The sequence below is a fragment of the Actinomyces sp. HMSC08A09 genome (assembly GCF_001807465.1).
GTDB lineage: Bacteria > Actinomycetota > Actinomycetes > Actinomycetales > Actinomycetaceae > Actinomyces > Actinomyces oris.
The window spans coordinates 19444-41681 of sequence record NZ_KV789139.1 but is presented as its reverse complement, the minus strand read 5'-3'; the positions used below and the strand labels follow the sequence as shown (position 1 = coordinate 41681).

Sequence of the window (22238 nt, the reverse complement as noted above, 5' to 3'; positions counted from 1 at the left end):
GAACCATCAGGGTTCCAGGGCCGACGCCGTTATCGACGTGACTGATGTTCAGGTCCTTCGGCAGACCGAACGGTAATAATAGTGGTAGGTTTCTTCCGTTGGACGAAGGTAAATAACTACGTCACATCGGGAGCGAACCAATGAAGAGAACTGCTCGATTGTGCAGACCGATGACTGCTGCTGCAGTACTCATGCTGGCGGCGGCAGGAATGGTCCCACTGTCCCTGGTCTCCCCGTCGGCTCATGGCGCTGAGCCGGTGCCGGCAGGGGGAGCTGAGGCTGCTTCGATGGCGGTGACCGCGCCCACCAGCTTCGGTAGGAGCGCAGAGCCGATTCCCGATGAGCTGCCTGCGACCACAGTGAACCATGCACCGGACCAGAACGTTCTGAATTACTGGACACATGAGCGTATGGCTGCCTCCAAGTCCCTGGATTCTCCTGCGGCTGATGACTCGACTCAAGAACGGTCGGTGGCCGACGGCAACAATGGTGACAGCTCCAGCTCCACGGATCCGGCGGCAATGACTGAGCCCGTCGCCCCGGTTGCTGATGGGGGAGCGACACCGCCCGCCAGGGCCAAGGGGAAGCTGTTCTTCAACGGTTACGCCTCTGACAACACCTACTGCACCGCCTCGGTTCTCAGTACCCCGTCCAAGAGCGTCGTCATCACGGCGGCCCACTGCGTCTACAACGCCGAGGAAGGGTGGGTGAAGGATGCGGTCTTCGTGCCGGACTATGACCGCACCCAGGCCGACCCGGATCCGGTGGGAGTATGGACAGTCCGTTCAATACGCACTTTCAACAGCTGGCGAGCCGATCAGACTGACTACAGCAGCGACGTCGCCTACGTGACGCTCAATAACGGTGGAGATGCCAACAAGCCTGTTGCCGATGTCGTCGGTGGATACGGGCTGGCGTGGGGAGGCAGTTACGTTTTCCGAGCCACGATCTTCGGATACCCCACGAACAAGACGACCCCCGACGGCAGTAGCACTGTCCATTCCTGCGTCAGGACCACGGAGCAGTCGGAGGGCAAGCTGAAAGTCGAGGGCTGCGACTTCGGTATGGGGGCTTCAGGCGGGCCCTGGCTCTACCGCTACAACGAGTCCACCGGGCTCGGTTACGTGAGGTCGGTGACCTCCCTGTGGCGGCCGCTGGACGGTGTGAACCGAGGTCCCTACTTCACTGATACGGTCAAAACCATGTTGGACGCGACCGCCGGGGACTGAGCGGAGGGGCCTCAGTCGGTGACGACCTTGGCCCCGGTGGTCTTCTTGGCGGCGTCGAGGGTTCCCAGTTCGGTGACGCTGGAGAAGCCGGCGTTGCGCATGACGGCGCTGGCCATCTTGGGCTGGTCGGCGGAGCCGTAGAGCTGGTACTGGGAGCTGCGGTCCAGGCCCGAGATCTGGCTGGAGAAATCACCCGAGGAGAAGTCGTAGTTAACGGCCCCCTCCAGGTGCCCCTTCTTGAACTCCTCAGCCGAACGCAGGTCGATGATGACGGGACCGGCGGCCTTCGCGCCCGCCGAGGCGGTGTTAGCTGGGGAGGAGGCGCTGGAGCCTGTAGAGCCGGAGCATCCGGAAAGCGCGAGCGCGCCGCAGAGGACGAGCAGGGCGGAGGCGGTCATGACGCGGAGGGAGCGTTTCACAGACAGTTCCTTGAGGGGAGTGCGGCTTCATCAAGCTTGGATGCGGGGCACGATGCTTCGATCAGGGCGAGGCTTCTGGGGAGGGAGACTCGGGGTGGGAACAGGATCAGAACCTCAGGAACGAGGATATGCGGCATCCGGTAGAAAAAGACTGTGATACTCAGTGAATCGTAGTGCCGACCTCAGTGAAAAAGTCCACGTTGGCCGGGTTATCGGCCGAGCCGGCCGGCCGACGGCGTCAGCTGCCGGCGGTCAGGCTCGAGGTCTCGTCCTGGAACAGCAGGGCGACCTCCTTGAGCTTGTCTGCGTGCTTGCGGGCGTGGTGGCCGCAGAAGAAGAGTTCGCCGGTCAGCATGACGACTCGGACGTAGGCCTGTGCGTCGCAGACGTCGCAGCGGTCGGCTGTGGTCAGCGGGCGCTCGGCGGAGTCGGCGGCAGGAGTGGTCTGCTCATCCAGGGTGGTCACCGCCTGGGTGGCGGTTGAGGTTCCGGTTGTGCTCATGGACTGCATTGCATCATGACGCAGACGCCTTCACCCGTCAGAGGCGGCTGTTTCCGCCTGAGGCGCACGCGCTTTCGCCCACGGCGCACCGGCGTCATGGCGCACGTCACCACAGAGCCGACCGATCGGGTGAATGCTGAAGAGCAGCCGTGGCGAGCCGTCACAGCGCAGGACTCGGGAGGGAGCAGTCGGGATGTCGGTGGTGCAGGAGTTTCGCGACCGCGAGATCGCGCGCCTGGAGCGCTCGGGCTGGGCGACCAACGCGGCCCTTCGACAGAGGCTGGAGGCCGTAGGGCTGCGACCGCCCGCCGAGGTCGTCGCCGAGTGCCTGGACGAGGGCGCAGGAGACGGAGGCGGTGCCGGTGCCCGCTGGGCGCGGGCCGAGCACGCAGTGGCCCGCTTAAGGGAGCACTTCGCCCCTTTCCGCTTCTCCAACGACGTCGACTACGGGCTCCTGGCGATCCCGGCCAGCAACCGACTCGACACCCGCGGGACCATGGACCTGAACATCCGCCGCGGTCAGCAGCCCGATCTGGCCGAGGACTTCGTCGACCCGGCCCTGGGGGAGGGGATCGACCTCGCCGGCTCCGCCGGTGCTGGCGGGACCACGCTGGCCAAGGACGGCTGGATGGTGGTCGCCGGCGTCGTCGGCCAGTACGGGATCTCGGCGGGAAGCCATGAGGACGTCACCGCCGCCGCGGGGCTCTTCGAGGTCGACGGCGTCGACACCCGCACCCTCATGACCCGTCAGATCTGGGGAGCCCGCCTCCTGCAGTGCCCGCCAGGGCTCGTCCCCGACTCCGACTACGCCGAGCGATGGACCTTCACGCTCTTGCCCGCCGAGGGGCTGGTGGATGGGCGGGCCGTCTCCGGCACCGTGCTCAAGAGGCGGGTGCGTTTCCGCCTGGGCAAGGCCGACCGCGGGATCGGCAGCGCGCGGGTGAGCCCAGCTCTCCCGCTGACATAGGGGCCCAACGGCCTCGGGCGTGGCTGCATGACGCATGACGCCACACGCGCACCGCGGCGGGGCACAAGGCGCCGGCGGCACTGATCGGCTAGATTCCCAGCGTGCCCTCATCTGAGAACAAGACCAGCCGGGGCGACTACTCCGCCCGCCACCTCTCCGTCCTGGAGGGGCTCGAGGCCGTGCGCAAGCGCCCGGGAATGTACATCGGCTCCACCGACCAGCGCGGTCTCATGCACTGCGTGTGGGAGATCGTCGACAACGCCGTCGATGAGGCCCTCGAGGGGCACGGCGATGACATCTCGGTGACCGTCCACGACGACGGTTCCATCGAGGTGCGTGACAACGGGCGCGGAGTGCCCGTGGACATCGAGCCCTCCTCCGGCCTGACCGGCGTCGAGCTCGTCTACACCAAGCTGCACGCCGGTGGGAAGTTCGGCGGTGGCTCCTACGGCGCCGCCGGCGGCCTGCACGGCGTGGGGGCGTCCGTCGTCAACGCCCTGGCCGAGCGCATGGACGTCGAGGTCGACCGCGGCGGCAAGACCTACGCCATGAGCTTCCACCGCGGCGAGCCCGGCATCTTCGACGACTCCGCCGGGCGCAGCCCCTCCTCACCCTTCACCGGGTTCACGAAGGCCTCCGAGCTGCGCGTCATCGGCAAGGTGCGCCGCGGCGTGACCGGAACCCGGGTCCGCTACTGGGCCGACCCCCAGATCTTCCCCAAGCCCACTGAGTACGACGCCGCCGCCCTGCGCGCCCGCCTGCGCCAGACCAGCTTCCTCGTTCCGGGCCTCACTCTGCGCCTGGAGGACAAGCGCCCCGAGGCCGAGGCCATCGCCGCCTCCACCACGCCGGCCGCCGACGCCGGCGAGACCGACGACGCCGTCCACGAGGTCACCCTGCGGGCGGCCGCCAAGAACGCCACCGAGAACCGCGGCGACCTGTTCGACACCGGCGATGACGACGGCGTCGAGGTCTTCCAGGCCCTGGGCGGCACCGCCGACTTCGTCGACTTCCTGGCCTCCGACGGCTCGGTCACCGACACCTTCCGCCTCACCGGTGAGGGCACCTACACCGAGACCGTCCAGCAGCTCGACCGCGCCAGCGGGCACCTACGCCCCGTGGAGGTCGAGCGCACCTGCATGGTCGACGTCGCCCTGCGCTGGGGGATCGGCTACGACACCACGGAACGCTCCTTCGTCAACATCATCGCCACCCCCATGGGCGGCACCCACCTGACCGGATTCGAGCAGGCCCTCACCAAGGTGCTGCGCAAGCGCATCGAGGCCGACTCCCGGGCCCTGAAGCTCACCGCCAAGGACGGCCGCGTCGAGAAGGACGACATCATGGCGGGCCTGACCGCCGTCATCACCGTGCGCGTCCCCGAGCCCCAGTTCGAGGGCCAGACCAAGGAGGTCCTGGGCACCGGGCCCGTGCGTCAGATCGTCTCCAAGGTGGTCGAGCGCGAGCTCACCGCCCTGCTGACCTCCTCCAAACGGGACCTCAAGACCCAGGCGCGCGCCCTGGAGGAGAAGATCGTCGGTGAGATGCGCGCCCGCGTCTCGGCGCGCCTGCACAAGGAGATCACCCGCCGCAAGACCGCCCTGGAGACCTCCTCCCTGCCGGCCAAGCTCGCCGACTGCCGCAGCGACGATGTCGCCGCCTCCGAGCTGTTCATCGTCGAGGGTGACTCCGCCCTGGGGACCGCCAAGAACGCCCGCGACTCCGAGTTCCAGGCGCTTCTGCCGATCCGCGGCAAGATCCTCAACGTGCAGAAGGCCTCCCAGGCCGACATGCTGCGCAACGTCGAGTGCTCGGCCATCATCCAGGTGGTCGGTGCCGGCAGCGGACGCACCTTCGACCTGGAGGCCGCTCGTTACGGCAAGGTCATCCTCATGACCGACGCCGACGTCGACGGCGCCCACATCCGTACCCTCCTGCTGACCCTCTTCTTCCGCTACATGCGCCCCATGATCGAGGCGGGCCGGGTCTTCGCCGCCGTCCCGCCCCTGCACCGCATCGAGGTCTCCGGCTCGGGGCGGCGCAAGAAGGAGATCATCTACACCTACTCCGACGAGGAGCTCGTCACCACCCTGCGCCGCCTGGAGCGCGCGGGCCGCAGCTTCAAGGAGCCGCAGCGCTACAAGGGCCTGGGGGAGATGGACGCCCACCAGCTCGCTGAAACCACCATGGAGCCTCAGCACCGCACCCTGCGGCGCATCACCCTGGGGGACGAGGCCCAGATCATGGAGGCCGAGTCCGTCTTCGAGCTCCTCATGGGGTCCTCGGTCGAGCCCCGCCGCGACTTCATCGTCGAAGGCGCCCGTGATGTGGATCGCGAGCGCATTGACGCCTGACTCCCGCGTCAGGTCTCGGCCGCTCCTTCAGGTAAGGTCGGTAACCTTCGTGTCACGGCTCGCCGAAGGTCGAGGCGCGTCGTTCACTGACTGATCGTCTTTCTTCGTCCTCATGAGGGAGGTGTGCTGATGGCACCCGGTTACGGCATCCGCCGGGCGGGATCCTCACCCTGGCCCATCCTGCGCCCGGGGCCCCGTTCGTCCCTGTCACGGGAGCTGACCTGGCGGCCGCTGGGCCCGGAGGACAACCACGAGCTGGCCGCGCTCATCGCCCGGGCCGAGGACGTCGACAACCCGCCCTACCGCACCAGCGAGCAGGAGACGGCCGAGTACTTCCTCGACCCCACCTACTCCGGGGTCGCCGGGCGCGACACCGACGGCGTCATGCGCGCCTTCGGGCTGGTACGCCTGCGCCCGGCCGGGGAGATCTACGCCTCCATGACCGGCACCGTGGACCCGGCAGTGCGCAACCGCGGCATCGGACGCGCCCTCCTGCACTGGCAGGCTGAGCGGGCCCGCCACCTCGTGGGCGCCGAGCGGGCCGGCTCCGTGCCGCGCAAGGGCGCGGCCCAGATCCCCGCCCACGTGGTCACCACCGTCATGGCGGACGATAAGCGCATGCAGGGGCACCTGGCGGACATGGGTTTTGAGCCGATGCGCTGGTATCGGGAGGTGCGTCGATTCCTCGGCGACGAGATCCCCGAGGTGGACCTGGACGGCTTCATCACCATCGACCCGTGGACCCCCGAGATCGACGACGACGTCCGGCGCGCCTACAACCAGGCCATGGCCGAGACCTGGGAGACGGAGAACGTCACCCCCGAGGACTGGACCGCCGGCAGCGCCTACTTCGCCCCCCAGTGGAGCTTCGTGGCCATGGATCGCTCGGGGGACCGGGCCCGTGTCGCCGGGTACCTGCGCTCGGGCCGTTACGAGCAGGACTGGCAGGCCCTGGGCTGGCGGGAGGGCTACACCGACGTGCTCGGGGTCCTCAGCGACTACCGCCACCGCCAGATCGGGCCCGCGCTGCTGGTGGCCGCCATGCGCGCCTACGCCGCCGACGGCATGGAGTACGCCGCCGCCGGCGTCGACACCGACAACCCCAGCGGCGCCGTGGACCTGTATGAGTCCCTGGGCTACGTGCCCACCCGCGGCACCATCCTCTACGCCCTCGACGTCTGAGTGGGGCGTTCGTCCCCCGGGCGGTTCACCCGTGCAGGTGGGCCACGGCTCCGGCCACCACGGTGGCCACTGGGCGAACGCCCGCCAGCTCCTCGGCCCCCAGGCGCAGGGGGTCCTCGGCCAGGAGCACCAGGTCGGCCTGAGAGCCCACCGCCACCGGGCCGGCCCCGTTGACACTGGCCGCCAGCGCCTCCTCGGCCGTCAGGCGCTGATTCGGCGACCACACCGACCCGTCCGGCGTCCGACGCCCCACGGCCGCCGACATGGCCAGCCACGGGTCCAAGGGCGCCACCGGCGCATCCGATCCCAGCTGGAGCAGGGCTCCGGCGGCCACCATGTCTGCGAAGGCGTAGGTGCGCCCCTCCAGCCCCGGCCACACTCGGCTCACGGCCGCCCAGTCGTCAATGAGGTGGGCCGGCTGAACCGACAGCTCGATGCCACAGCCCACCAGGCGCCTGAGCGCCCCGTCAGGCTCGTCGAGGGCGTCGGCCGGCAGCAGCTGGGCGTGCTCCAGGCGCCCGGCGGCACCCGAGTGCGCGAAGGCTGCGGCGACGTCGTCGACCGCCGCGTCCCCGATGGCGTGGATGGCCATCTCATAACCCTGCCGGGAGGCGTGGGCCATGAGGTCGGTGAGCTCGGCCCGGTCGATGTTGACCACGCCGTGGGGGTGGTCAACCCCCAGCTCGGAGGGGTAGGGCTCGCACATGTGCGCGCTGCCCGAGCCCATCGAGCCGTCTGCGATCACCTTGAGTGGCCCCTGCACCAGCACCGGGGATCCGTCGGGCAAGCGGGGTGAGCCCGCCAGCGCGGTCCCGGTGCGCAGGCCCCGGGCGATCCACCGTTCCAGCTTGTCGCGGTAGACCCCGATGCGGATACGGGGCAGCACCTGGGGAAGAACGCCCTGGTCCGTCATGGCCCGCAGGCGCCGCGGCCAGTCATCGGGATCCTCCGACCAGCTCATGTCCACCACGCCGGTGATGCCCCGGGACAGCATGCCAGCCAGGACCTGCCGGTAGCCGGACTCCCGCAGCTCTCGCGTCCCGGGGACCTCATCGAGGCGGTCTAGCAGGGCGAACCACGGGTCCTCCTTCATCGGCGCCCCCGGGTCCTGGGCGCTGGCCCCCGGCAGGCCGAAGACACGCAGTGCCGCCGAGTTCAGCCACCCGGAGTGCACGTCCCCGGAGATGAGCAGCGTGGAAACCTCCCCGGTGACAGCGTCGAGCTCGGCCACCGTGGGCACCCGGGGCCAGTTGGACAGGCGGTGCCCGAAGCCCTGGATCGTGGCTGGCCGCGAACCGGCCGGATGACCCCGCAGCGCCCGGGCCACCAGCTCCAGGGCCTCCTCGGCGCTGCGGGTGGCCAGCGTGTCGATGCGTGCCGAGCGCGCCGCCTCCATGTCCAGGTGGGCGTGAGCGTCCCACAGGCCGGGAATGAGGAAGGAGCCCTCGGCATCAAGGACCCGTGTCCCGGGAGCACTCAGCCCCTGTCCCACCTCGACGACCCGGCCCGCCTTGATACGCACATCCACGGGCTCACCCGGAGGCGGCGGCGCGGCCAAGGCGCCGGGGTGCGGGTCACCTCGGCGTAGCGCACCCAGCTCGGTGCGGGACCGGAAAGGGACGATGCGCGTGTCCTTGATAAGCAGGTCTGCGGAGGGTTGATCGGCCATGCGCCACTGTAGGCACAGCCGCCCTGCTCGTGGGCGGCTCCCCGAGACGCTGCTGCGACCGGCCCCGTCAGCCGATTCCGATGATGGGGGCCGGTAGTGGTGAGCCGGAGCCGTCGCGCCGCTCATCGGGCTCCGGCAGCGCGATCGGCTTGCCGCCCTCGCGCAGTGCCCGCGGCGGGGCCACGCCCACCCAGGCCACGACCAGTTCGTCCTCACCGCGCAGGAACCGGTGCGACCGGACCCCGCCCGTGGCCCGTCCCTTCGCCGGGTAGCGATCCAAGGGGGTGACCTTGACGCTGCCTCCGCCGGTGCCCGGGAGTGAGCCTTCGGAGCCCGCCACCGTCACCACGACGGCCTCGGCCAGGAGCTCTTCAGGAACCGCTGCACCGGTGATGACTCGGGCGCCCTCATGAAGCGAGATCCCCGCCATGCCGCCGGCGCCCCGGCCCTGTGGGCGCACCTTGGCGGCCTGGAACCGCAGTAGCTGGGCGTCGGAGGTCACCAGTGCCAGGAAGTCCGTGTCCGCCGCGGTGCCGGCGAAGACCACCCGGTCGCCCTCGGACAGGGAGATGACCTCCCAGCTCTCGGCGTTCCTGGGCTCGTCACCGGGCTTGACCCGCTTGATGACGCCCTCAGCCGTGGCCAGGACGATCGGCGGGTTGTCGGCCGACCCCACCGGGACCAGCCCCACCACCTTCTCCTCCGGCTCGATGTCCACCAGCTGGCGAACCTGAGTCGCACCGGCCAGCCCCGGGGCCCCCTCGGTGCGGGGTACCTCCGTGGTGGAGACGACGTCGAGCAGCACCAGCCGCCCGGTGTCGGTGACCGCGCCGATGCGCCCACGCGCCGTGGTGGCCACCTGGGAGGTCAGGGCGTCGTGGGGCTGGCGCCCACCGGTGCGGGCCACCGGCTCGGTGCCGGCAGTGCGCGCCACCAGTCCGGTGGCCGACAGCACCACCCGGCACGGGTCGTCGGGGACGGTCAGCGGCACCGGGGAGGCGCTGGGCATGAGCGTCATCGGCTGAGCGGCGTCACCGGCCCGCTTCGCACCCCGACCCGAGGCGGAGGCGTCATCCGCAGTCGCAGCGGCGGCCGACGACGTCACGCGCTCACCGGAGGCCTCCAGCAGCACCGTGCGCCGCGGGGTGCCGAACTGCTCGGCCACGGCCGCCAGCTCACGGGAGACCACGCGCCGCAGCAGCACGTCGTCGGCCAGGATCGCCTCGAGGGCCTCGATCTTGCGGGCCAGCTCGTCGCGCTCCTTCTCCAGCTCGATGACCGAGAACTTCGTGAGCCGCCGCAGCTGGAGCTCAAGGATGTAGCCGGCCTGCGGCTCGGTGAGGTCGAAGACCTGCATGAGCCGGGTTCGCGCCGTGGCGGCGTCGTCGGAGGAGCGGATGACGGCGATGACCTCGTCGATGTCGAGGATGGCGATGAGCAGGCCGTCCACCAAGTGGGCGCGCTCACGACGCTTGCCCAGGCGGAACCGGGTGCGCCGGGTGACCACCGTGAGGCGGTGGCGCACGAACACGTCCAGCAGCTCGCGCAGCCCCAGGGTGTGAGGCTGCCCGTCCACGAGGGAGACGTTGTTGATGCCGAAGGAGTCCTCCAGCGGCGTGTGCTTGTAGAGCTGGGCCAGGACCGCCTCGGGGTTGTAGCCGTTCTTGACGCTGATGACCAGGCGGGTGCCGTGCTTGCGGTCGGTGAGGTCGGCGACGTCGGTGATCCCCTGGAGCTTCTTGGAGCCCACCGCCTCCTTGATGCGGGCGATGACCTTCTCCGGCCCCACCATGTAGGGCAGCTCGGTGACCACGATACCCTTGCGGCGCGGGGAGACGGACTCCACGTGAGCGGTGGCCCGCGTGAGGAACTTGCCGCGCCCCGTGCGGTAGGCCTCCCGGATTCCGTCCAGGCCCACGATCATGCCGCCGGCGGGCAGGTCCGGCCCCGGCACGAAGGCCATGAGCTCCTCCAGAGTCGCCTCCGGGTGAGTCAGCAGGTGCCGGGCGGCGGCCACCACCTCCACCAGGTTGTGCGGCGGCATGTTCGTGGCCATACCCACCGCGATACCCGCCGCGCCATTGACCAGCAGGTTCGGGAAGGCAGCCGGCAGCACCTCGGGCTCGGTGAGCGTGTAGTCGTAGTTGGGGGAGAAGTCGACCGTGTCCTCATCCAGGTCCGCCGTCAGCGCCAGGGCCGAGGCGGCCAGGCGCGCCTCGGTGTAGCGGGGGGCCGCCGGCCCATCGTCCAGAGAGCCGAAGTTGCCGTGACCGTCAATGAGCGGCAGGCGCATCGTGAAGGGCTGGGCCAGGCGCACCAGCGCCTCATAGATCGCGGTGTCCCCGTGAGGGTGGAGCCGCCCCATGACATCGCCCACGACCCGGGAGGACTTCACGTGCGGACGATCCGGGCGCAGCCCCATCCGATCCATCTGGAACAGGATGCGGCGCTGAACCGGCTTGAGTCCGTCGCGGGCGTCAGGCAGGGCGCGCGCGTAGATGACGGAGTAGGCGTACTCCAGGAAGCTGGTGCGCATCTCCGTGGACAGGTCGAGATCGACGATCTCCCCGTCGGTCGGGGGAGGAGTCCGGGTGGTGGCAGACTTCGGCATGGGCGCATTCTCCGAGGAATCGGGCCGAAAACAAACCACGACACCCGGGCGTGACAGGTCAGACGCGCTAGCCGGCAGCGATCGGCCCGCCTCGAGCAAGGGCACATCGGTGCTCGACGGCGCAGAGGCGGACGATGGCACAATGGCGACCATGACGACCCACTCAGGCCGCAGCTCGGCCACCGGTCCCGCCTCGCACGAGGCGTCCCAGGAGGCCTTCGCAGACCTGGTGCAGCAGGTGGAGCTCGCCGGCTACTACCCCGAGCTGGTGCTCGACACCCTCCGCCTGGCCACGGGCGAGGAGGATATCCTCTCCGGCATGGTCCAGTCCGAGACCACCTTCGCCGAGGCGGTCCACCGCCACCTGACCGTCCTGGCCCTGACCCCCAGCCGTCTCATCATCGTCCACGTTGACGACACCCCTCGCGACGACGGCAGCCCCGGCGCCCTGGCCACCAGCGAGGCCGTCCCGCTCAGCCGTATCCGCTCCATGGCCCTGACCCGCGGCGTGGCCGACCCTGCCCGGGGTGGCGGAACCCTCACCGAGATGACGATCGCGGTCTCCTGGGGCTCGGTGCGCCGTATCGACATGGAGCCGGCCACCTGCGGCGACCCCGACTGCCAGGCCGACCACGGCATGACCGGTGTGTCCGTGCCCGACGACGTCGTCATCCGCGTGGCCGCGGGCGTGGAGGGCGCCGCCGCCCTGGCCCGCGCCGAGACCTTCGCCGGCCGGCTCTCACAGATGGCGGCCCGCGCCGCCGCCCTGTGACGGGGCCGGGGATGGGAGGCCAGACCGCCGGCAGGCAGCCCGCATCGGCACCCGCCCCGGACTGTCCGCAGGATCCGGCGCTCCGCCACGTCCTGGCGGTGGGTGCCGTCAGTGCCGGACTGAGCCTGGCTGACACCGAGCACGACGGCGATACCGGCCGTGATGCCAACCTAGATGCCGTCCTCAGCCCCACCGGTGGCCCCGCCGAACCAGTCGTCTCCGACGCCCGGGCACGCGCGGTCGCTCGCAGCTGGGGGATCGAGCCGGCCGGTGAGCCCGGGGAGGCCGGTGGCGGCCCGGGAACCGTTGTCGTCCTCGTGGACGGTCTGGGCCTGGAGATGCTTCGTCAGCGTCGCGGGCACACCCCCACCCTGCGCCGGTGGCTGGCGCAGCGCGAAGCCGCCACTGCCGCAACCGGCGCAGGAATCCTCACCTGCCGACCCTCGACGACGGCTGCGGCCCTGACCATGCTGGGTACCTCCGCCCTGCCCGGCACCACCGGCATGGTCGGCTACTCGGTGCTCAACCCCCGCCTGCGGTCCCCTCTTGCTGCCTCCGCCGTCCCCGGCCCCGATCAGGTCCTCAGCCTCATCACCTGGAAGGGGGACAACGTCCCCAGCCCCAGGTCCTGGCAGGACGTGCCCACGATCTTCGAACGTCTCCCGGCCGGGAGCGCGGCGAGCATCGGACCGAGCCGCTTCGCCGGCTCCGGCCTGACTGAGGCCGCCCTACGAGGCGCCTCGCACCTGGGGGCCGACCGGCTGGAGGACCGGCCCGGCCTGGCCGCCGGCGCCCTGCGCCGCGGCACCCCGCTGGTCTACCTCTACGTCGGCGAGCTGGACAAGACCGGTCACAAGCACGGGTGGCTCAGTGAGCAGTGGCTGGCCCAGCTGGAGCGCCTCGACGCCGCCATGGCCGAGCTGGCCCGCCGCGTCCCCGCCGGAACCAGGATTCTCCTCAGCGCCGACCATGGCATGGTCGACACCGATCCCGACCACCGCATCGACCTGAGCGCCCACCGCGAGCTCGTCCGCGACGTCGTCGCCGTGGCCGGCGAGCCCAGGCTGACGCACCTGCACGTTGCCGATGGCGACGTGGACCTGGCCGCCGAGGTGGCCCAGCGCTACCGCCACGTCCTGGGGGATCGGGCGATGTGGATCGGGACCAGGGAGCAGGCCGGCGAGCACCTGGGTGTCCTTGGCGCGCGAGCACGGGGCGTCGTCGGGGACGTTGTCGTGGCCATGGCCGAGAACTGGGTCCTCGTGGACCCCCGGGTCCACTCCGAGGCCGCCATCGCCATGCCCGGCGTCCACGGCTCCTTCACCCCGGCCGAGACCGAGGTGCCGCTGCTCATCACCGAGGCCTGAGAGCTCGGCCACTCGGGAGCTACTCGGCGGCTCCGCGGGGGCTACTCGGGCCTGGCGCCGAAGACGATCTCATCCCAGGAGGGTACGGAGCGCCGTGAGCGACGGCGGGACTTCTTCTTGGTCGGAGGCGTCCTGGGCATGTCGGGCAGAGGCTCCTGCGTACCCGCCGCCGAGGCGGCAGACGGGCCGGGGGAGGCCTTGGCCAGGACCTCGGAGCGCGACGGCATGGGGATCTCCGGCACCGGCTCAGTGGGGCTGTCCGCCCCCAGCGGTGCTCGACGTCCCACGGGGATGCGCTCCACCGCGGGGCTCGGGGCGGATGGCGCCGCCGAGGGGGCGCTGGAGGCCGTCACCAGCCGGGTTCCGGCCGGATGGTTGCCGGTGTGCAGACGCCTGCGCTCCGACATCGAGTAGACCTGCGCGCTCAGGCCCGCGGTCTGCTCCAAGGGCTCATCGTCGGCCCTGGAGCCGGCCTCGGTGCGGCGCTCCTCCATGCCCCGGGCCGGGGGTGAGGGGACCTCGGGGCTCTCAGGGCTGCTGGTGTAGTCGATGCCGTGGGGATCGGTGAAGGCGTCCTCATCCGCGTTCCCCTCCCCGGCGAAGCCGCTCAGGTCGTCGTCCTGGGGCATCTCCACCTCGACGCGCCGGCCCCGGCTGGAGGCCAGGTCGGCCAGCAGCGCGTCGGTGTCGTCGGCCGACATGGCGCCACTGGTGGGGCGACCGTACTCCCGAACCGGAAGCATCCCGGCGGGCATCTCGACGGCCAGCCCGGTGGACTCGCCGGAGGCCGCGGCCGGGGCGGAGGCCGCCGAGACCGCGCTGCCGGCCGCTGAGCCCGCGGCCGCGGGGGAGTGCCCCGACTGGGCCGACGGCGCAGAGGCTGAGGCCCCGGGGGCCTTGGAGTCCTGGTCGAAGACGGCCGGGCGCTTGGTTCCCGCTCCGGCCTCGGTGAGCCAGCGCGCCTCGTCGTCCAGGGCGTGAACCGCGCGGGCGGTCAGGTCCAGTGACCAGCGCGCCTGCTTCTCCTCGGCGGACTGCACGAAGGTCACCATGATGAGCCAGGGGTCGCGGCCCTCGCGCAGCGCGTCCCACTCGAGGCTGGAGGGGTCGACGCCGCGCGTGGCCAGGCGGTCCACCACCAGCTCGCCGAGGAGGGGGGAGTCCTTCTCCCAGCCGATCCGGCAGGACTGGGCCTGCGAGACGGCCCACTGGCGCTCGGCGAGCACCGGCCCCTCGAAACGGCGCACGTGCTCCACGTCCATGCCTGTGCTGATCGCCACCTCGGCGGCGGTCGCGCCGGCGCGCATGTAGGCCTGGAGCTGCCGGGGGCGCAGGGGCGCCGGCGCCTCGGCGACTGTCCCCGACGGGGGCAGGATCGCTCCGCGGTCACGGCGCACCGCGGCCCTGAGGGCGTCATCGACGACGATGCTGTAACGCTCGCCGTCCTCGTCGGTCATGACAATCGTGTCACCGTTGGCACCCAGCAGCTCGAGTTCGACCATGGGCGGGGCCTCCTTCATCCCGTGTCAGCACGATATGCTCCACTGTGCCTCACAGCCTGCCATCCGCAGGCGCCCAGCCGTGGGAGGCGCAGCGGTGTGCCACATGTGAACCACGTGTGAATACCCTCGTGAAATCCCCCGGGTCGGGTGCACCGCAAACCAATCGTGCTCCTTCGTCGGGCGATTTGGCTTGACGACCCACCTGGCGGTGCTATTGTGCGCGTGCCTTCCGGGACGAGGGCGCCGAATCCTCGGCGCGACGCCGGCGCGCGTGCACGGCTCAGCTCCCGCCTTGTGAAGGTCACCCGAGAGCCGTCGACAGAAAGAGTGACGAGGCCATGGCGACCGACTACGACGCCCCGCGCAAGAATGATGACGAGCCCGAGGCCGATTCCATCGAAGAGCTGACCTCGCGGCAGAAGGACCAGTCATCCGCCGCGATCGAGGAGGACGAGAACGAGGCCGCCGAGGGCTTCGAGCTACCCGGGGCGGACCTGTCCCGGGAGGAGCTGAGCGTTCACGTCGTGCCCCAGCTCGAGGACGAGTTCACCTGCTCGGAGTGCTTCCTCGTCCATCACCGCAGCCAGCTGGCCTTCGTTGACGAGGCGACCGGTCTTCCGGTGTGCGCCGACTGCGCCGGCTGACGCTCCCACCCAACTCAGGAGATCCCCATGGGACTGTTCTCGCGCCGTCGTGACGACGCAACCACCGATTCTGACGAGTCCGTCCTCGAGCGCGACCTCGGCGACGAAGCCCTCGACGAGGCCGCCGCCTCCGGCCCCTGGGACCTCAGTGAGCTGCCCGAGGACCAGGAGGAGGTGCCCCGCATCGACCTGGGCTCGCTGCAGGTCCCGGCCGTCGACGGGATGCAGCTGCGCCTGGAGCAGGCGCCCGACGGCACCGTCACCGCCGTCGTCCTGGCGCTGGGTGGCTCGGCGCTCGAGCTGCGGGCCTTCGCAGCGCCGCGCACCGCGGGCATCTGGGACGAGCTGCGCGGTGACATCGCCAACGAGCTCGCCGGGAACGGTGCCCGTTACGAGGAGAGCCACGGGGAGCATGGCACCGAGCTGGTCGCTCACCTGCCCATGCGTGGCCCCGACGGCACAATGGCGACCGGCACGATCCGGTTCCTGGGGATCGACGGCCCCCGCTGGTTCCTGCGCGGTGTCCTCCAGGGGCCCGCCGCCTCCTCCGAGCACTCCGCCCAGGCGCTGCGGGAGGTGCTGCGCGGAATCGTCGTCGTCCGCGATGGCCAGGCCCGTCCGCCCCGCGAGATCCTGCCCCTGCACGCGCCCGGGGCCGTCACCGGCCCCGAGGCCGAGGACCTGCCCGGCATCGACCCGCTGGCGCCCGGACCGACCGTCGCCGAAGTGCGTTAGATGGGGGCGCTGTCGGCGCGGGTCAAGCGGCTCTACGAGTCGCTGCGCACCAGCCGCGAGCACTTGGAGGCCGAGGATGAGGAGCGCTCCGCCAGCCGGCGGGGCACCGATCCGATCGGCTCACTGACCTCGCGCCAGCGGACCTGCGTCTCCGGTGTGCTTCAGGCGGTCACCTACCGCTCGAGCCAGGACAAGCCCATCCTCGTCGGGCAGCTCTACGACGGCACCGGCAGCATTGACCTGGTGTGGTGGGGCCGGCGACGCATCCCCGGCATCAAGCCAGGGGCCCATCTTCTCGCTGAGGGGCGGGTCGCCGACGGCACCCACCGTCAGCAGATCCACAACCCCGCCTATCGCCTGCTGGGGCCGGGGCAGTAGCAACCGGCAGCCACCTGCGGGAAGGACCATCGAATGAGCAGCCGTTCCACTGGAACCACCCGTACGGGCCTGGGGGCCATTGACTCCAAGCGCTTCGACGCCATCGCGGCCGTGGGCGGGTGGCGCGGAATCTTGGAGTCCGTCGTACCCACTCTCATGTTCGTCCTGGTCATGGCGGTGCGCCCCGCCGCCCTGGTGGCGGCCCTGCTCGCCTCCCTGGCCATCAGCGCCATCTGCCTCGTGGCCCGCCTGGCGCAGCGCCAGTCCCCGGCTCAGGTCGTCGGCGGGGCCGTGCTGGTCCTCGTCTCGGCCCTGTGGGCCTGGCGCAGCGGCGACGCCTCCAACTTCTACGCCACCGGCCTCATGATTAACGCGGCCTGGCTGGTCGCCTGCCTGGTCTCCCTGCTCATCGGCTGGCCGATCGTGGGCGCCCTCATGACTCTGTGGCATCGCGTCACCGACGAGTCGGCCCACGGTGAGGGCAGTCAGGCGAGCCGGGACTCGGGTCGCGCCGAGACTCCACAGGCCGACGATGACCCCGCCGCCCGCCCCTCGGCCTGGCGCACCGAGCCGGCCCTGCGCCATGTTCGGCGCCGCTACCACGCGGGCACCTGGGTCCTGACGCTCATGTTCGCCCTGCGGCTCGTCGTCGAGGTGCCCCTCTACCTGGCCGGCGCCCATGCGGTGTCCTACCTCGGGGCGGCCCGCCTCGTTCTGGGCGTGCCGCTGTACGCCGTGACTCTGTGGTTCATCTGGCTGCTGGTGGCCCCCAGCCGGATCGCCCAGGCCCAGGCGGCTGCGCAGCGGTAGCGCCGCCTCCCACCGTCACGTGAAGATGAGGGGCAGCTCCTTCAGGCTGGACTCTCCCTCCCGCGCCGTGAGGAAGATGAGCTCGTCGCCGCGCTCGAAGCGCTCGTCGCGGTCCGGTGTGATGGGGCGGTAGTCGCGCAGGATCGCCGCCAGCACCGTGTGGGGCGGCAGCTCGATGTCGGTGACGAGCTCGCCGATGACCGGTGAGTCCTCCGGCAGGGTCAGCTCGTGCATGGAGGCGCCCGACTGGTGGAAGTGGAAGATGCTCACCAGGCTGCCGACACTGACGGCCTCCTCCACCAGGGCCGTCATGAAGCGCGGGGTGGACACGGCCACGTCCACGCCCCAGGTCTCATCGAAGAGCCACTCGCTCTTGGGGTTGTTGACGCGCGCGACTGTGCGGGGCACCCCGTACTCGGTCTTGGCCAGCAGGGAGATGACCAGGTTGGCCTTGTCATCCCCGGTGGCGGCCACGATGACGTCGCAGGTCTCGGCCCCGGCGCGCTCCAGGGCGTCGATGTCGCAGGCGTCGGCCAGCTGCCAGTCGGCCTGCGGGACTGAGGCGATGCGCATGGCCTCGGTGGAACGGTCGACGAGGGTGACCTCGTGGCCGTGGCTGATGAGCTCGCGGGCGATGGAACGGCCCACGGATCCGGCTCCGGCGATGACGATCTGCATGGCTCAGGCCTCCTGGGTCGGGGCGTGTGACAGGGCGCGGCGGACCTGGCCGATACGGTCGGTGCTCACCGCCAGGTGCAGTCGGTCGTGCTCCTGGATGACGGTGGCGGCCTCGGGCAGCAGCGCCGTGGCATCGCGTGAGATCCAGGCCACCCGCACCCTGAGGCGGTCCTCCAGTACCCCGATCGTCGTACCGACCCACTGCGGGGAGGCGTTGGGCTGGATGAGAGCGACCGTGCCCGAGGGGTCCTCCAGCTCGCGGGCGCTGGAGCCCGGCAGGATGCGGCGCATCATCTGGTCGGCCGTCTGACGTACGGTGGCCACGGTGGGGATGCCCAGGCGCTCGTAGACGTCGGCCCGCCGCGAGTCATAGATCCGGGCGACGACGTTGTCCACGCCGAAGCTCTCCCTGGCTACCCGCGCAGCCACGATGTTGGAGTTGTCCCCGTTGGACACGGCGACGAAGGCGTAGGCCTCGTCGATGCCCGCCTGCTCCAGGGCGTCGCGGTCGTAACCGACCCCCTTGACCTTGCGGCCGTTGAAGTCCGAGGGCAGGCGGCGGAAGGCATCCGCGGAGCGGTCGATGACGGACACCGAATGCCCCATACGGTCGAGCTGAACAGCCATGGACGCTCCGACGCGGCCACAGCCCATGATGACGAAGTGCACGAGGAGGACGGTACTCCGTTGTCGGGCCGCGGACGTAACATCTGGAGACGTGCGTGACTTCGCAGACCGCATCAAGCGGCTTCTTGTCGGCCGTCCTGTTCCCAGCGGAGCTCTGGGGGAGACGCTCCTGCCCAAGAGGATCGCCCTTCCGGTATTCGCCTCCGACGCCCTGTCCTCCGTGGGCTACGCCCCCGATGAGGTGCTCATCACCCTGGCGGTGGCCGGCGTTGCGGCCACCTCCCTGTCGCCGTGGGTGGCCCTGGCCGTCGTCGGCGTCCTGGCCGTCGTCGTGGCCTCCTACCGCCAGACCGTCCACGCCTATCCCTCGGGCGGCGGCGACTACGAGGTGGTCTCGGCCAATCTCGGCTCCCACGCCGGGCTTCTGGTGGCTTCGGCCCTGCTGAGCGACTATGTCCTGACTGTTGCGGTCTCGGTGTCCTCGGGAACCTCTTACCTCGCGGCCGCCCTGCCCGCCCTGGTCCCCTACAAGGTGGAGATCGCCGTCGCGGTCGTCACCGTCCTGGCCGTGCTCAACATGCGCGGCTCACGCGAGTCGGGCCGGGCCTTCGCCATTCCCACCTACCTGTACATGGGTGTCATCGGCATCATGGCCGTCGTCGGGCTCGTCCAGGAGCTGACCGGGACCCTGGGGCGGGCCGAGTCGGCCGGCTTCGACGTCGTCACCCACGCCGGCTGGGAGCAGGGCCTGACCGGCCTGGCCGGAGGCTTCCTGGTCCTGCGGGCCTTCTCCTCGGGGTGCGCGGCCCTGACCGGTGTGGAGGCGATCTCCAACGGCGTGCCCAGCTTCCAGCGCCCTAAGTCCCGCAACGCCGCCACGACGCTGCTGCTCCTGGGGGTGATCGCCGCGCTGATGCTCATGAGCGTCATCCACCTGGCCGGCGCCGTCGGCGTGCGCATGGTGGAGGACCCGGCCCACCAGCTCCTGCGCAACGGCGTCCCGGTCGGGGACGGCTACCACCAGGACCCCGCGATCGGACAGATCGCCGCCACCGTCTTCTCCGGCTTCCGCCCGATGTTCTACCTGGTCGCCACCGTCACCGGGCTGATCCTGGTGCTGGCCGCCAACACCGCCTTCAACGGGTTCCCGGTGCTGGCCAGCGTCCTGGCCCGTGACGAGTTCCTGCCCCGCCAGCTGTCCCAGCGCGGTGACCGCCTGGCCTTCTCCAACGGCATCATCGTCCTGTGGCTGGGGGCCGTGGCCTTCCTCATCGGCTTCGAGGCCAATACGACCCGCCTCATCCAGCTCTACATCGTGGGCGTGTTCATCTCCTTCTCGCTGTCCCAGGTGGGCATGGTGCGTCACTGGACCCGCGAGCTGACCATCGCCACCGAGCCCAGGGACCGCTCGCGCATGTATCGCGCCCGCATCATCAACTCCATCGGCGTGCTGGGCACCGGGACGGTCCTGGTCATCGTCCTGCTCACCAAGCTCACCCGGGGAGCCTGGATCACCCTGACGATCATGGCGCTGCTCTACCTGGTGATGAACCGGATCCGCCGCCACTACCGCCGAGTCAGCGAGGAGGTGGCCATCTCCGACCTCCACGACGCCCGCGTCCTGCCGGCCCACGTCCACGCCATCGTCCTGGCCTCCCGCCTCCACCAGCCCACGCTGCGGGCCCTGACCTACGCCCAGTCGACCCACCCCACCGTCCTGGAGGCCCTGACGGTGGACACCGGTGACGGCGGCGCCGAGCGCCTCCTGGACGCCTGGGAGGAGGCCGACATCGCCGTGCCCCTGACGGTCCTGGACTCCCCCTACCGGGACATCACCCGCCCGGTCATCAACTACGTGCGCTCGGTGCGCCGCGAGTCCCCCCGCGACCTCATCGTCGTCTTCCTGCCCGAGTACATCGTGCGCCACTGGTGGGAGCAGATCCTCCACAACCAGACCGCCCTGCGCCTCAAGACCGTCCTGCTGTTCACCCCCGGAGTCGTCGTGGCCTCCGTGCCCTGGCAGCTGGGACTTCCCGGACAACGGCACATCCACCACGGCGTGCGCGCCCGCACCGCCGAGGGCATCATCGACGCCGACGTCGCCATGCGCCGTCACGTCGACAGCCACCTCAGCCACCCCGACCAGCACAGCCCCGCCGGCACCGGCGGCGTCAGTGCCGACCCCCAGGAGAATCGATGACCCCTCAGCCTCGTCGGAGCGCAGACCAGCCCGCCCCCAACCGTGGCGAGCCGCGCGAGCTGACCCTGGCGGTGGGGGCTCCCGCGCACGGCGGGCACTGCGTGGCCCGACCCGTGGACGACCCGGGCGGCCGCGTCATCTTCGTGCGCCACGCCCTGCCCGGTGAGACGGTACGGGCCCGCCTGACCGAGATGACCTCGCGGACCTGGCGTGCCGACGCCGTTGAGATCCTCCAGGCATCCCCGGACCGCGTCGAGTCCGTCTGGCCCGAGGCCGGCCCGGGGGGAGTGGGCGGGGGAGAGCTCGCCCATGTGGCCCTGGACGCCCAGCGCACCTGGAAGCGCTGGGTTCTGGCCGACTGTCTTCGCCGGATCGGTGGGCAGGAGGTGGCCGACGCCGTCGCCGCCCTGCCCGAGGCCTCCGCCGCTGCCGCCGTACCGATCGAGCCCATGCCCACCGATGCCGCGGCCCAGGCCTCCAGCAGCGCCCGGCGGCGTGCCCTGGCCGGAACCGCCACCCGCACCCGCGTGAGCCTGACGGTCGGTGAGGATGGCAGGCCCGGCATGCACGCCTTCCGCTCCGGGACGGTCCTGCCCCTGCGCCGCCTGCCCCTGGCGGTTGACGCCATCACCGAGATCGGGCTGCTGGAGCGCTCCCGCTGGCGCGCCCACTACCGGCCCGGCATGCGCATCGAGGCCATCGCCCCCAGCGGCGGCGAGCCCGTCGTCCTGCTCGACGAGCGGCTCCTGACCGCTCAGGCCCGCAGCACCGGGCGGCGCCGGGTCCGGGAGGTCGTGGACGCCTCCGCCCTGGGGCTGGGGGAGCTGACTTACTCCGTCCACGCCGACGGCTTCTGGCAGGTCCACGTCGACGCCCCCCGGGTGCTCGTCGAGCGCGTCGTGCGCGGTGCCCTGGGGGAGGAGCTCGAGGGCGCCGCGGGCAGCCGCGTCCTGGAGCTCTACTCGGGGGCCGGCCTGTTCACCCTGCCGCTGGCCGCCCTGGTGGGCAGCGGCGGCGAGGTCGTGTCCCTGGAGGGCAATGAGCAGGCCGTTCGCGACGCCCGCCGCACCCTGCACGACCAGCCCTCCGCGCGCCTGGCCTCGGGCCGCGTGAGCGCCCGCTCGGTGCGCGAGCTCGCCGGCTCCCTCACCGGTGGCCGCCCCGACGTCGTCGTCCTCGACCCGCCCAGGCAGGGGGCCGGGCGCGAGGTCATCGAGGCCGTCGGCGCCCTGGGGGCCGAGCGGATCGTCCTGGTGGCCTGCGACCCGGCGGCCCTGGCCCGGGACCTGGGAACCCTCCTGCGCTCGGGCTACGCACTGGGCTCCATGAGCGCGCTGGACATGTTCCCGCACACTCACCACTTCGAGACGATCGCGGTGCTCGAGCGCTCCTGAACGGGGTGGTCAGCGGGGTTGCGTGCGCCCGGCGTCACCAAATGCGGTCGACGGGCGCTGGCTCGCGTGCCGGGTTTGGCCAGCCTTCCCTACGTATTGACAACGGATGACACGCCGTGGGCTACGGTCCACTCCGGAGCATCCGCGCAGCCCTCCGCCTGGATGTCACCGCAGGTCCGCGTGACAGACCCGAGGCGG

The 22238-nt window shown here is 70.8% G+C and carries 19 protein-coding genes; 12 read left to right on the top strand and 7 right to left on the bottom strand.

Going from position 1 to position 22238, the window contains the following annotated elements; all coding sequences use genetic code 11:
• The first annotated feature begins 410 nt into the window (after positions 1-410).
• Positions 411-1229, top strand: a complete 819-nt coding sequence (locus tag HMPREF3165_RS10030; protein WP_232211273.1) for a trypsin-like serine peptidase — start codon at positions 411-413, stop codon at positions 1227-1229.
• A gap of 11 nt (positions 1230-1240) precedes the next feature.
• Here HMPREF3165_RS10030 and HMPREF3165_RS10025 read toward each other — a convergent pair whose 3' ends face one another.
• Together HMPREF3165_RS10025 and HMPREF3165_RS10020 are read right to left on the bottom strand one after the other, a co-directional pair.
• A complete protein-coding gene (locus tag HMPREF3165_RS10025; RefSeq protein WP_004565040.1) occupies positions 1241-1648 on the bottom strand; it encodes a rhodanese-like domain-containing protein in 408 nt (135 codons plus the stop codon).
• Between the two features lie 238 nt (positions 1649-1886).
• Entirely contained in the window at positions 1887-2159 is a 273-nt protein-coding gene (locus HMPREF3165_RS10020; RefSeq protein WP_004565039.1) for a DUF7455 domain-containing protein, read from the bottom strand.
• A gap of 184 nt (positions 2160-2343) precedes the next feature.
• Between HMPREF3165_RS10020 and HMPREF3165_RS10015 the strand changes: the two genes are divergently transcribed.
• The 3 genes from HMPREF3165_RS10015 to HMPREF3165_RS10005 all read left to right on the top strand — a co-directional run bounded on the left by HMPREF3165_RS10015 (position 2344) and on the right by HMPREF3165_RS10005 (position 6653).
• Positions 2344-3117 carry a hypothetical protein gene (locus tag HMPREF3165_RS10015; RefSeq protein ID WP_020991549.1) on the top strand — a complete coding sequence of 258 codons (774 nt, stop codon included), beginning with the start codon at positions 2344-2346 and terminating at the stop codon, positions 3115-3117.
• A gap of 101 nt (positions 3118-3218) precedes the next feature.
• Complete coding sequence (locus tag HMPREF3165_RS10010; protein WP_070513056.1) at positions 3219-5471, top strand: DNA gyrase/topoisomerase IV subunit B; 2253 nt, start codon at positions 3219-3221, stop codon at positions 5469-5471.
• Between the two features lie 129 nt (positions 5472-5600).
• A complete protein-coding gene (locus HMPREF3165_RS10005; RefSeq protein ID WP_070513073.1) occupies positions 5601-6653 on the top strand; it encodes a GNAT family N-acetyltransferase in 1053 nt (350 codons plus the stop codon).
• Between the two features lie 25 nt (positions 6654-6678).
• On the opposite strand, the gene HMPREF3165_RS10000 is transcribed toward HMPREF3165_RS10005, so the two are convergent.
• Both HMPREF3165_RS10000 and HMPREF3165_RS09995 read right to left on the bottom strand, forming a co-directional pair.
• Positions 6679-8322, bottom strand: coding sequence for an amidohydrolase (locus HMPREF3165_RS10000; RefSeq protein WP_176747045.1), 1644 nt, complete (start codon positions 8320-8322; stop codon positions 6679-6681).
• A gap of 67 nt (positions 8323-8389) precedes the next feature.
• The gene (locus HMPREF3165_RS09995; protein ID WP_070513053.1) at positions 8390-10933 is read right to left on the bottom strand and encodes a DNA gyrase/topoisomerase IV subunit A; all 2544 of its coding nucleotides are present in this window, start codon (positions 10931-10933) and stop codon (positions 8390-8392) included.
• A 151-nt stretch (positions 10934-11084) separates the two neighbouring features.
• Here HMPREF3165_RS09995 and HMPREF3165_RS09990 point away from each other — a divergent pair, with 151 nt between their 5' ends.
• Both HMPREF3165_RS09990 and HMPREF3165_RS09985 read left to right on the top strand, forming a co-directional pair.
• A complete protein-coding gene (locus HMPREF3165_RS09990; protein WP_176747044.1) occupies positions 11085-11705 on the top strand; it encodes a DUF5998 family protein in 621 nt (206 codons plus the stop codon).
• A gap of 11 nt (positions 11706-11716) precedes the next feature.
• The gene (locus tag HMPREF3165_RS09985) at positions 11717-13072 is read left to right on the top strand and encodes an alkaline phosphatase family protein (RefSeq protein ID WP_070513050.1); all 1356 of its coding nucleotides are present in this window, start codon (positions 11717-11719) and stop codon (positions 13070-13072) included.
• A 41-nt stretch (positions 13073-13113) separates the two neighbouring features.
• Here HMPREF3165_RS09985 and sepH read toward each other — a convergent pair whose 3' ends face one another.
• On the bottom strand, positions 13114-14592 hold the full coding sequence (sepH, locus tag HMPREF3165_RS09980) for a septation protein SepH (RefSeq protein ID WP_070513048.1): 1479 nt from the start codon (positions 14590-14592) through the stop codon (positions 13114-13116).
• 320 nt (positions 14593-14912) lie between these two features.
• Here sepH and HMPREF3165_RS09975 point away from each other — a divergent pair, with 320 nt between their 5' ends.
• From HMPREF3165_RS09975 to HMPREF3165_RS09960, 4 genes are read left to right on the top strand one after another with little or no spacing between them, the layout of a single operon-like run.
• Positions 14913-15218, top strand: a complete 306-nt coding sequence (locus HMPREF3165_RS09975) for a DUF4193 domain-containing protein (protein ID WP_004565030.1) — start codon at positions 14913-14915, stop codon at positions 15216-15218.
• Between the two features lie 27 nt (positions 15219-15245).
• Positions 15246-15953, top strand: coding sequence for a DUF3710 domain-containing protein (locus HMPREF3165_RS09970; protein ID WP_070513045.1), 708 nt, complete (start codon positions 15246-15248; stop codon positions 15951-15953).
• Positions 15954-16331: an OB-fold nucleic acid binding domain-containing protein gene (locus HMPREF3165_RS09965; RefSeq protein WP_004565028.1), complete on the top strand. Its 378-nt coding sequence runs from the start codon at positions 15954-15956 to the stop codon at positions 16329-16331.
• Positions 16332-16364: 33 nt separating this feature from the next.
• Complete coding sequence (locus tag HMPREF3165_RS09960; protein WP_070513042.1) at positions 16365-17141, top strand: DUF3159 domain-containing protein; 777 nt, start codon at positions 16365-16367, stop codon at positions 17139-17141.
• Positions 17142-17156: 15 nt separating this feature from the next.
• On the opposite strand, the gene HMPREF3165_RS09955 is transcribed toward HMPREF3165_RS09960, so the two are convergent.
• On the bottom strand, positions 17157-17819 hold the full coding sequence (locus tag HMPREF3165_RS09955) for a potassium channel family protein (RefSeq protein WP_004565026.1): 663 nt from the start codon (positions 17817-17819) through the stop codon (positions 17157-17159).
• A 3-nt stretch (positions 17820-17822) separates the two neighbouring features.
• Entirely contained in the window at positions 17823-18446 is a 624-nt protein-coding gene (locus HMPREF3165_RS09950; RefSeq protein ID WP_010615099.1) for a potassium channel family protein, read from the bottom strand.
• 91 nt (positions 18447-18537) lie between these two features.
• Between HMPREF3165_RS09950 and HMPREF3165_RS09945 the strand changes: the two genes are divergently transcribed.
• Entirely contained in the window at positions 18538-20646 is a 2109-nt protein-coding gene (locus HMPREF3165_RS09945) for an APC family permease (RefSeq protein ID WP_070513039.1), read from the top strand.
• Entirely contained in the window at positions 20643-22040 is a 1398-nt protein-coding gene (locus HMPREF3165_RS09940; protein WP_070513036.1) for a class I SAM-dependent RNA methyltransferase, read from the top strand. The genes HMPREF3165_RS09945 and HMPREF3165_RS09940 overlap by 4 nt, the downstream gene beginning before the upstream one ends.
• The last annotated feature ends 198 nt before the right edge of the window (positions 22041-22238 follow it).

Excerpts from the sequence above, each read along its gene's own strand:
- HMPREF3165_RS10030 (WP_232211273.1), top strand. The coding sequence starts at position 411 with ATGGCTGCCTCCAAGTCCCTGGATTCTCCTGCGGCTGATGACTCGACT.
- HMPREF3165_RS10020 (WP_004565039.1), bottom strand. The coding sequence starts at position 2,159 with ATGCAGTCCATGAGCACAACCGGAACCTCAACCGCCACCCAGGCGGTG.
- HMPREF3165_RS10015 (WP_020991549.1), top strand. The coding sequence starts at position 2,344 with ATGTCGGTGGTGCAGGAGTTTCGCGACCGCGAGATCGCGCGCCTGGAG.
- HMPREF3165_RS10005 (WP_070513073.1), top strand. The coding sequence starts at position 5,601 with ATGGCACCCGGTTACGGCATCCGCCGGGCGGGATCCTCACCCTGGCCC.
- HMPREF3165_RS10000 (WP_176747045.1), bottom strand. The coding sequence starts at position 8,322 with ATGGCCGATCAACCCTCCGCAGACCTGCTTATCAAGGACACGCGCATC.
- HMPREF3165_RS09995 (WP_070513053.1), bottom strand. The coding sequence starts at position 10,933 with ATGCCGAAGTCTGCCACCACCCGGACTCCTCCCCCGACCGACGGGGAG.
- HMPREF3165_RS09990 (WP_176747044.1), top strand. The coding sequence starts at position 11,085 with ATGACGACCCACTCAGGCCGCAGCTCGGCCACCGGTCCCGCCTCGCAC.
- HMPREF3165_RS09985 (WP_070513050.1), top strand. The coding sequence starts at position 11,717 with ATGGGAGGCCAGACCGCCGGCAGGCAGCCCGCATCGGCACCCGCCCCG.
- sepH (WP_070513048.1), bottom strand. The coding sequence starts at position 14,592 with ATGAAGGAGGCCCCGCCCATGGTCGAACTCGAGCTGCTGGGTGCCAAC.
- HMPREF3165_RS09975 (WP_004565030.1), top strand. The coding sequence starts at position 14,913 with ATGGCGACCGACTACGACGCCCCGCGCAAGAATGATGACGAGCCCGAG.
- HMPREF3165_RS09970 (WP_070513045.1), top strand. The coding sequence starts at position 15,246 with ATGGGACTGTTCTCGCGCCGTCGTGACGACGCAACCACCGATTCTGAC.
- HMPREF3165_RS09965 (WP_004565028.1), top strand. The coding sequence starts at position 15,954 with ATGGGGGCGCTGTCGGCGCGGGTCAAGCGGCTCTACGAGTCGCTGCGC.
- HMPREF3165_RS09960 (WP_070513042.1), top strand. The coding sequence starts at position 16,365 with ATGAGCAGCCGTTCCACTGGAACCACCCGTACGGGCCTGGGGGCCATT.
- HMPREF3165_RS09955 (WP_004565026.1), bottom strand. The coding sequence starts at position 17,819 with ATGCAGATCGTCATCGCCGGAGCCGGATCCGTGGGCCGTTCCATCGCC.
- HMPREF3165_RS09950 (WP_010615099.1), bottom strand. The coding sequence starts at position 18,446 with ATGGCTGTTCAGCTCGACCGTATGGGGCATTCGGTGTCCGTCATCGAC.
- HMPREF3165_RS09940 (WP_070513036.1), top strand. The coding sequence starts at position 20,643 with ATGACCCCTCAGCCTCGTCGGAGCGCAGACCAGCCCGCCCCCAACCGT.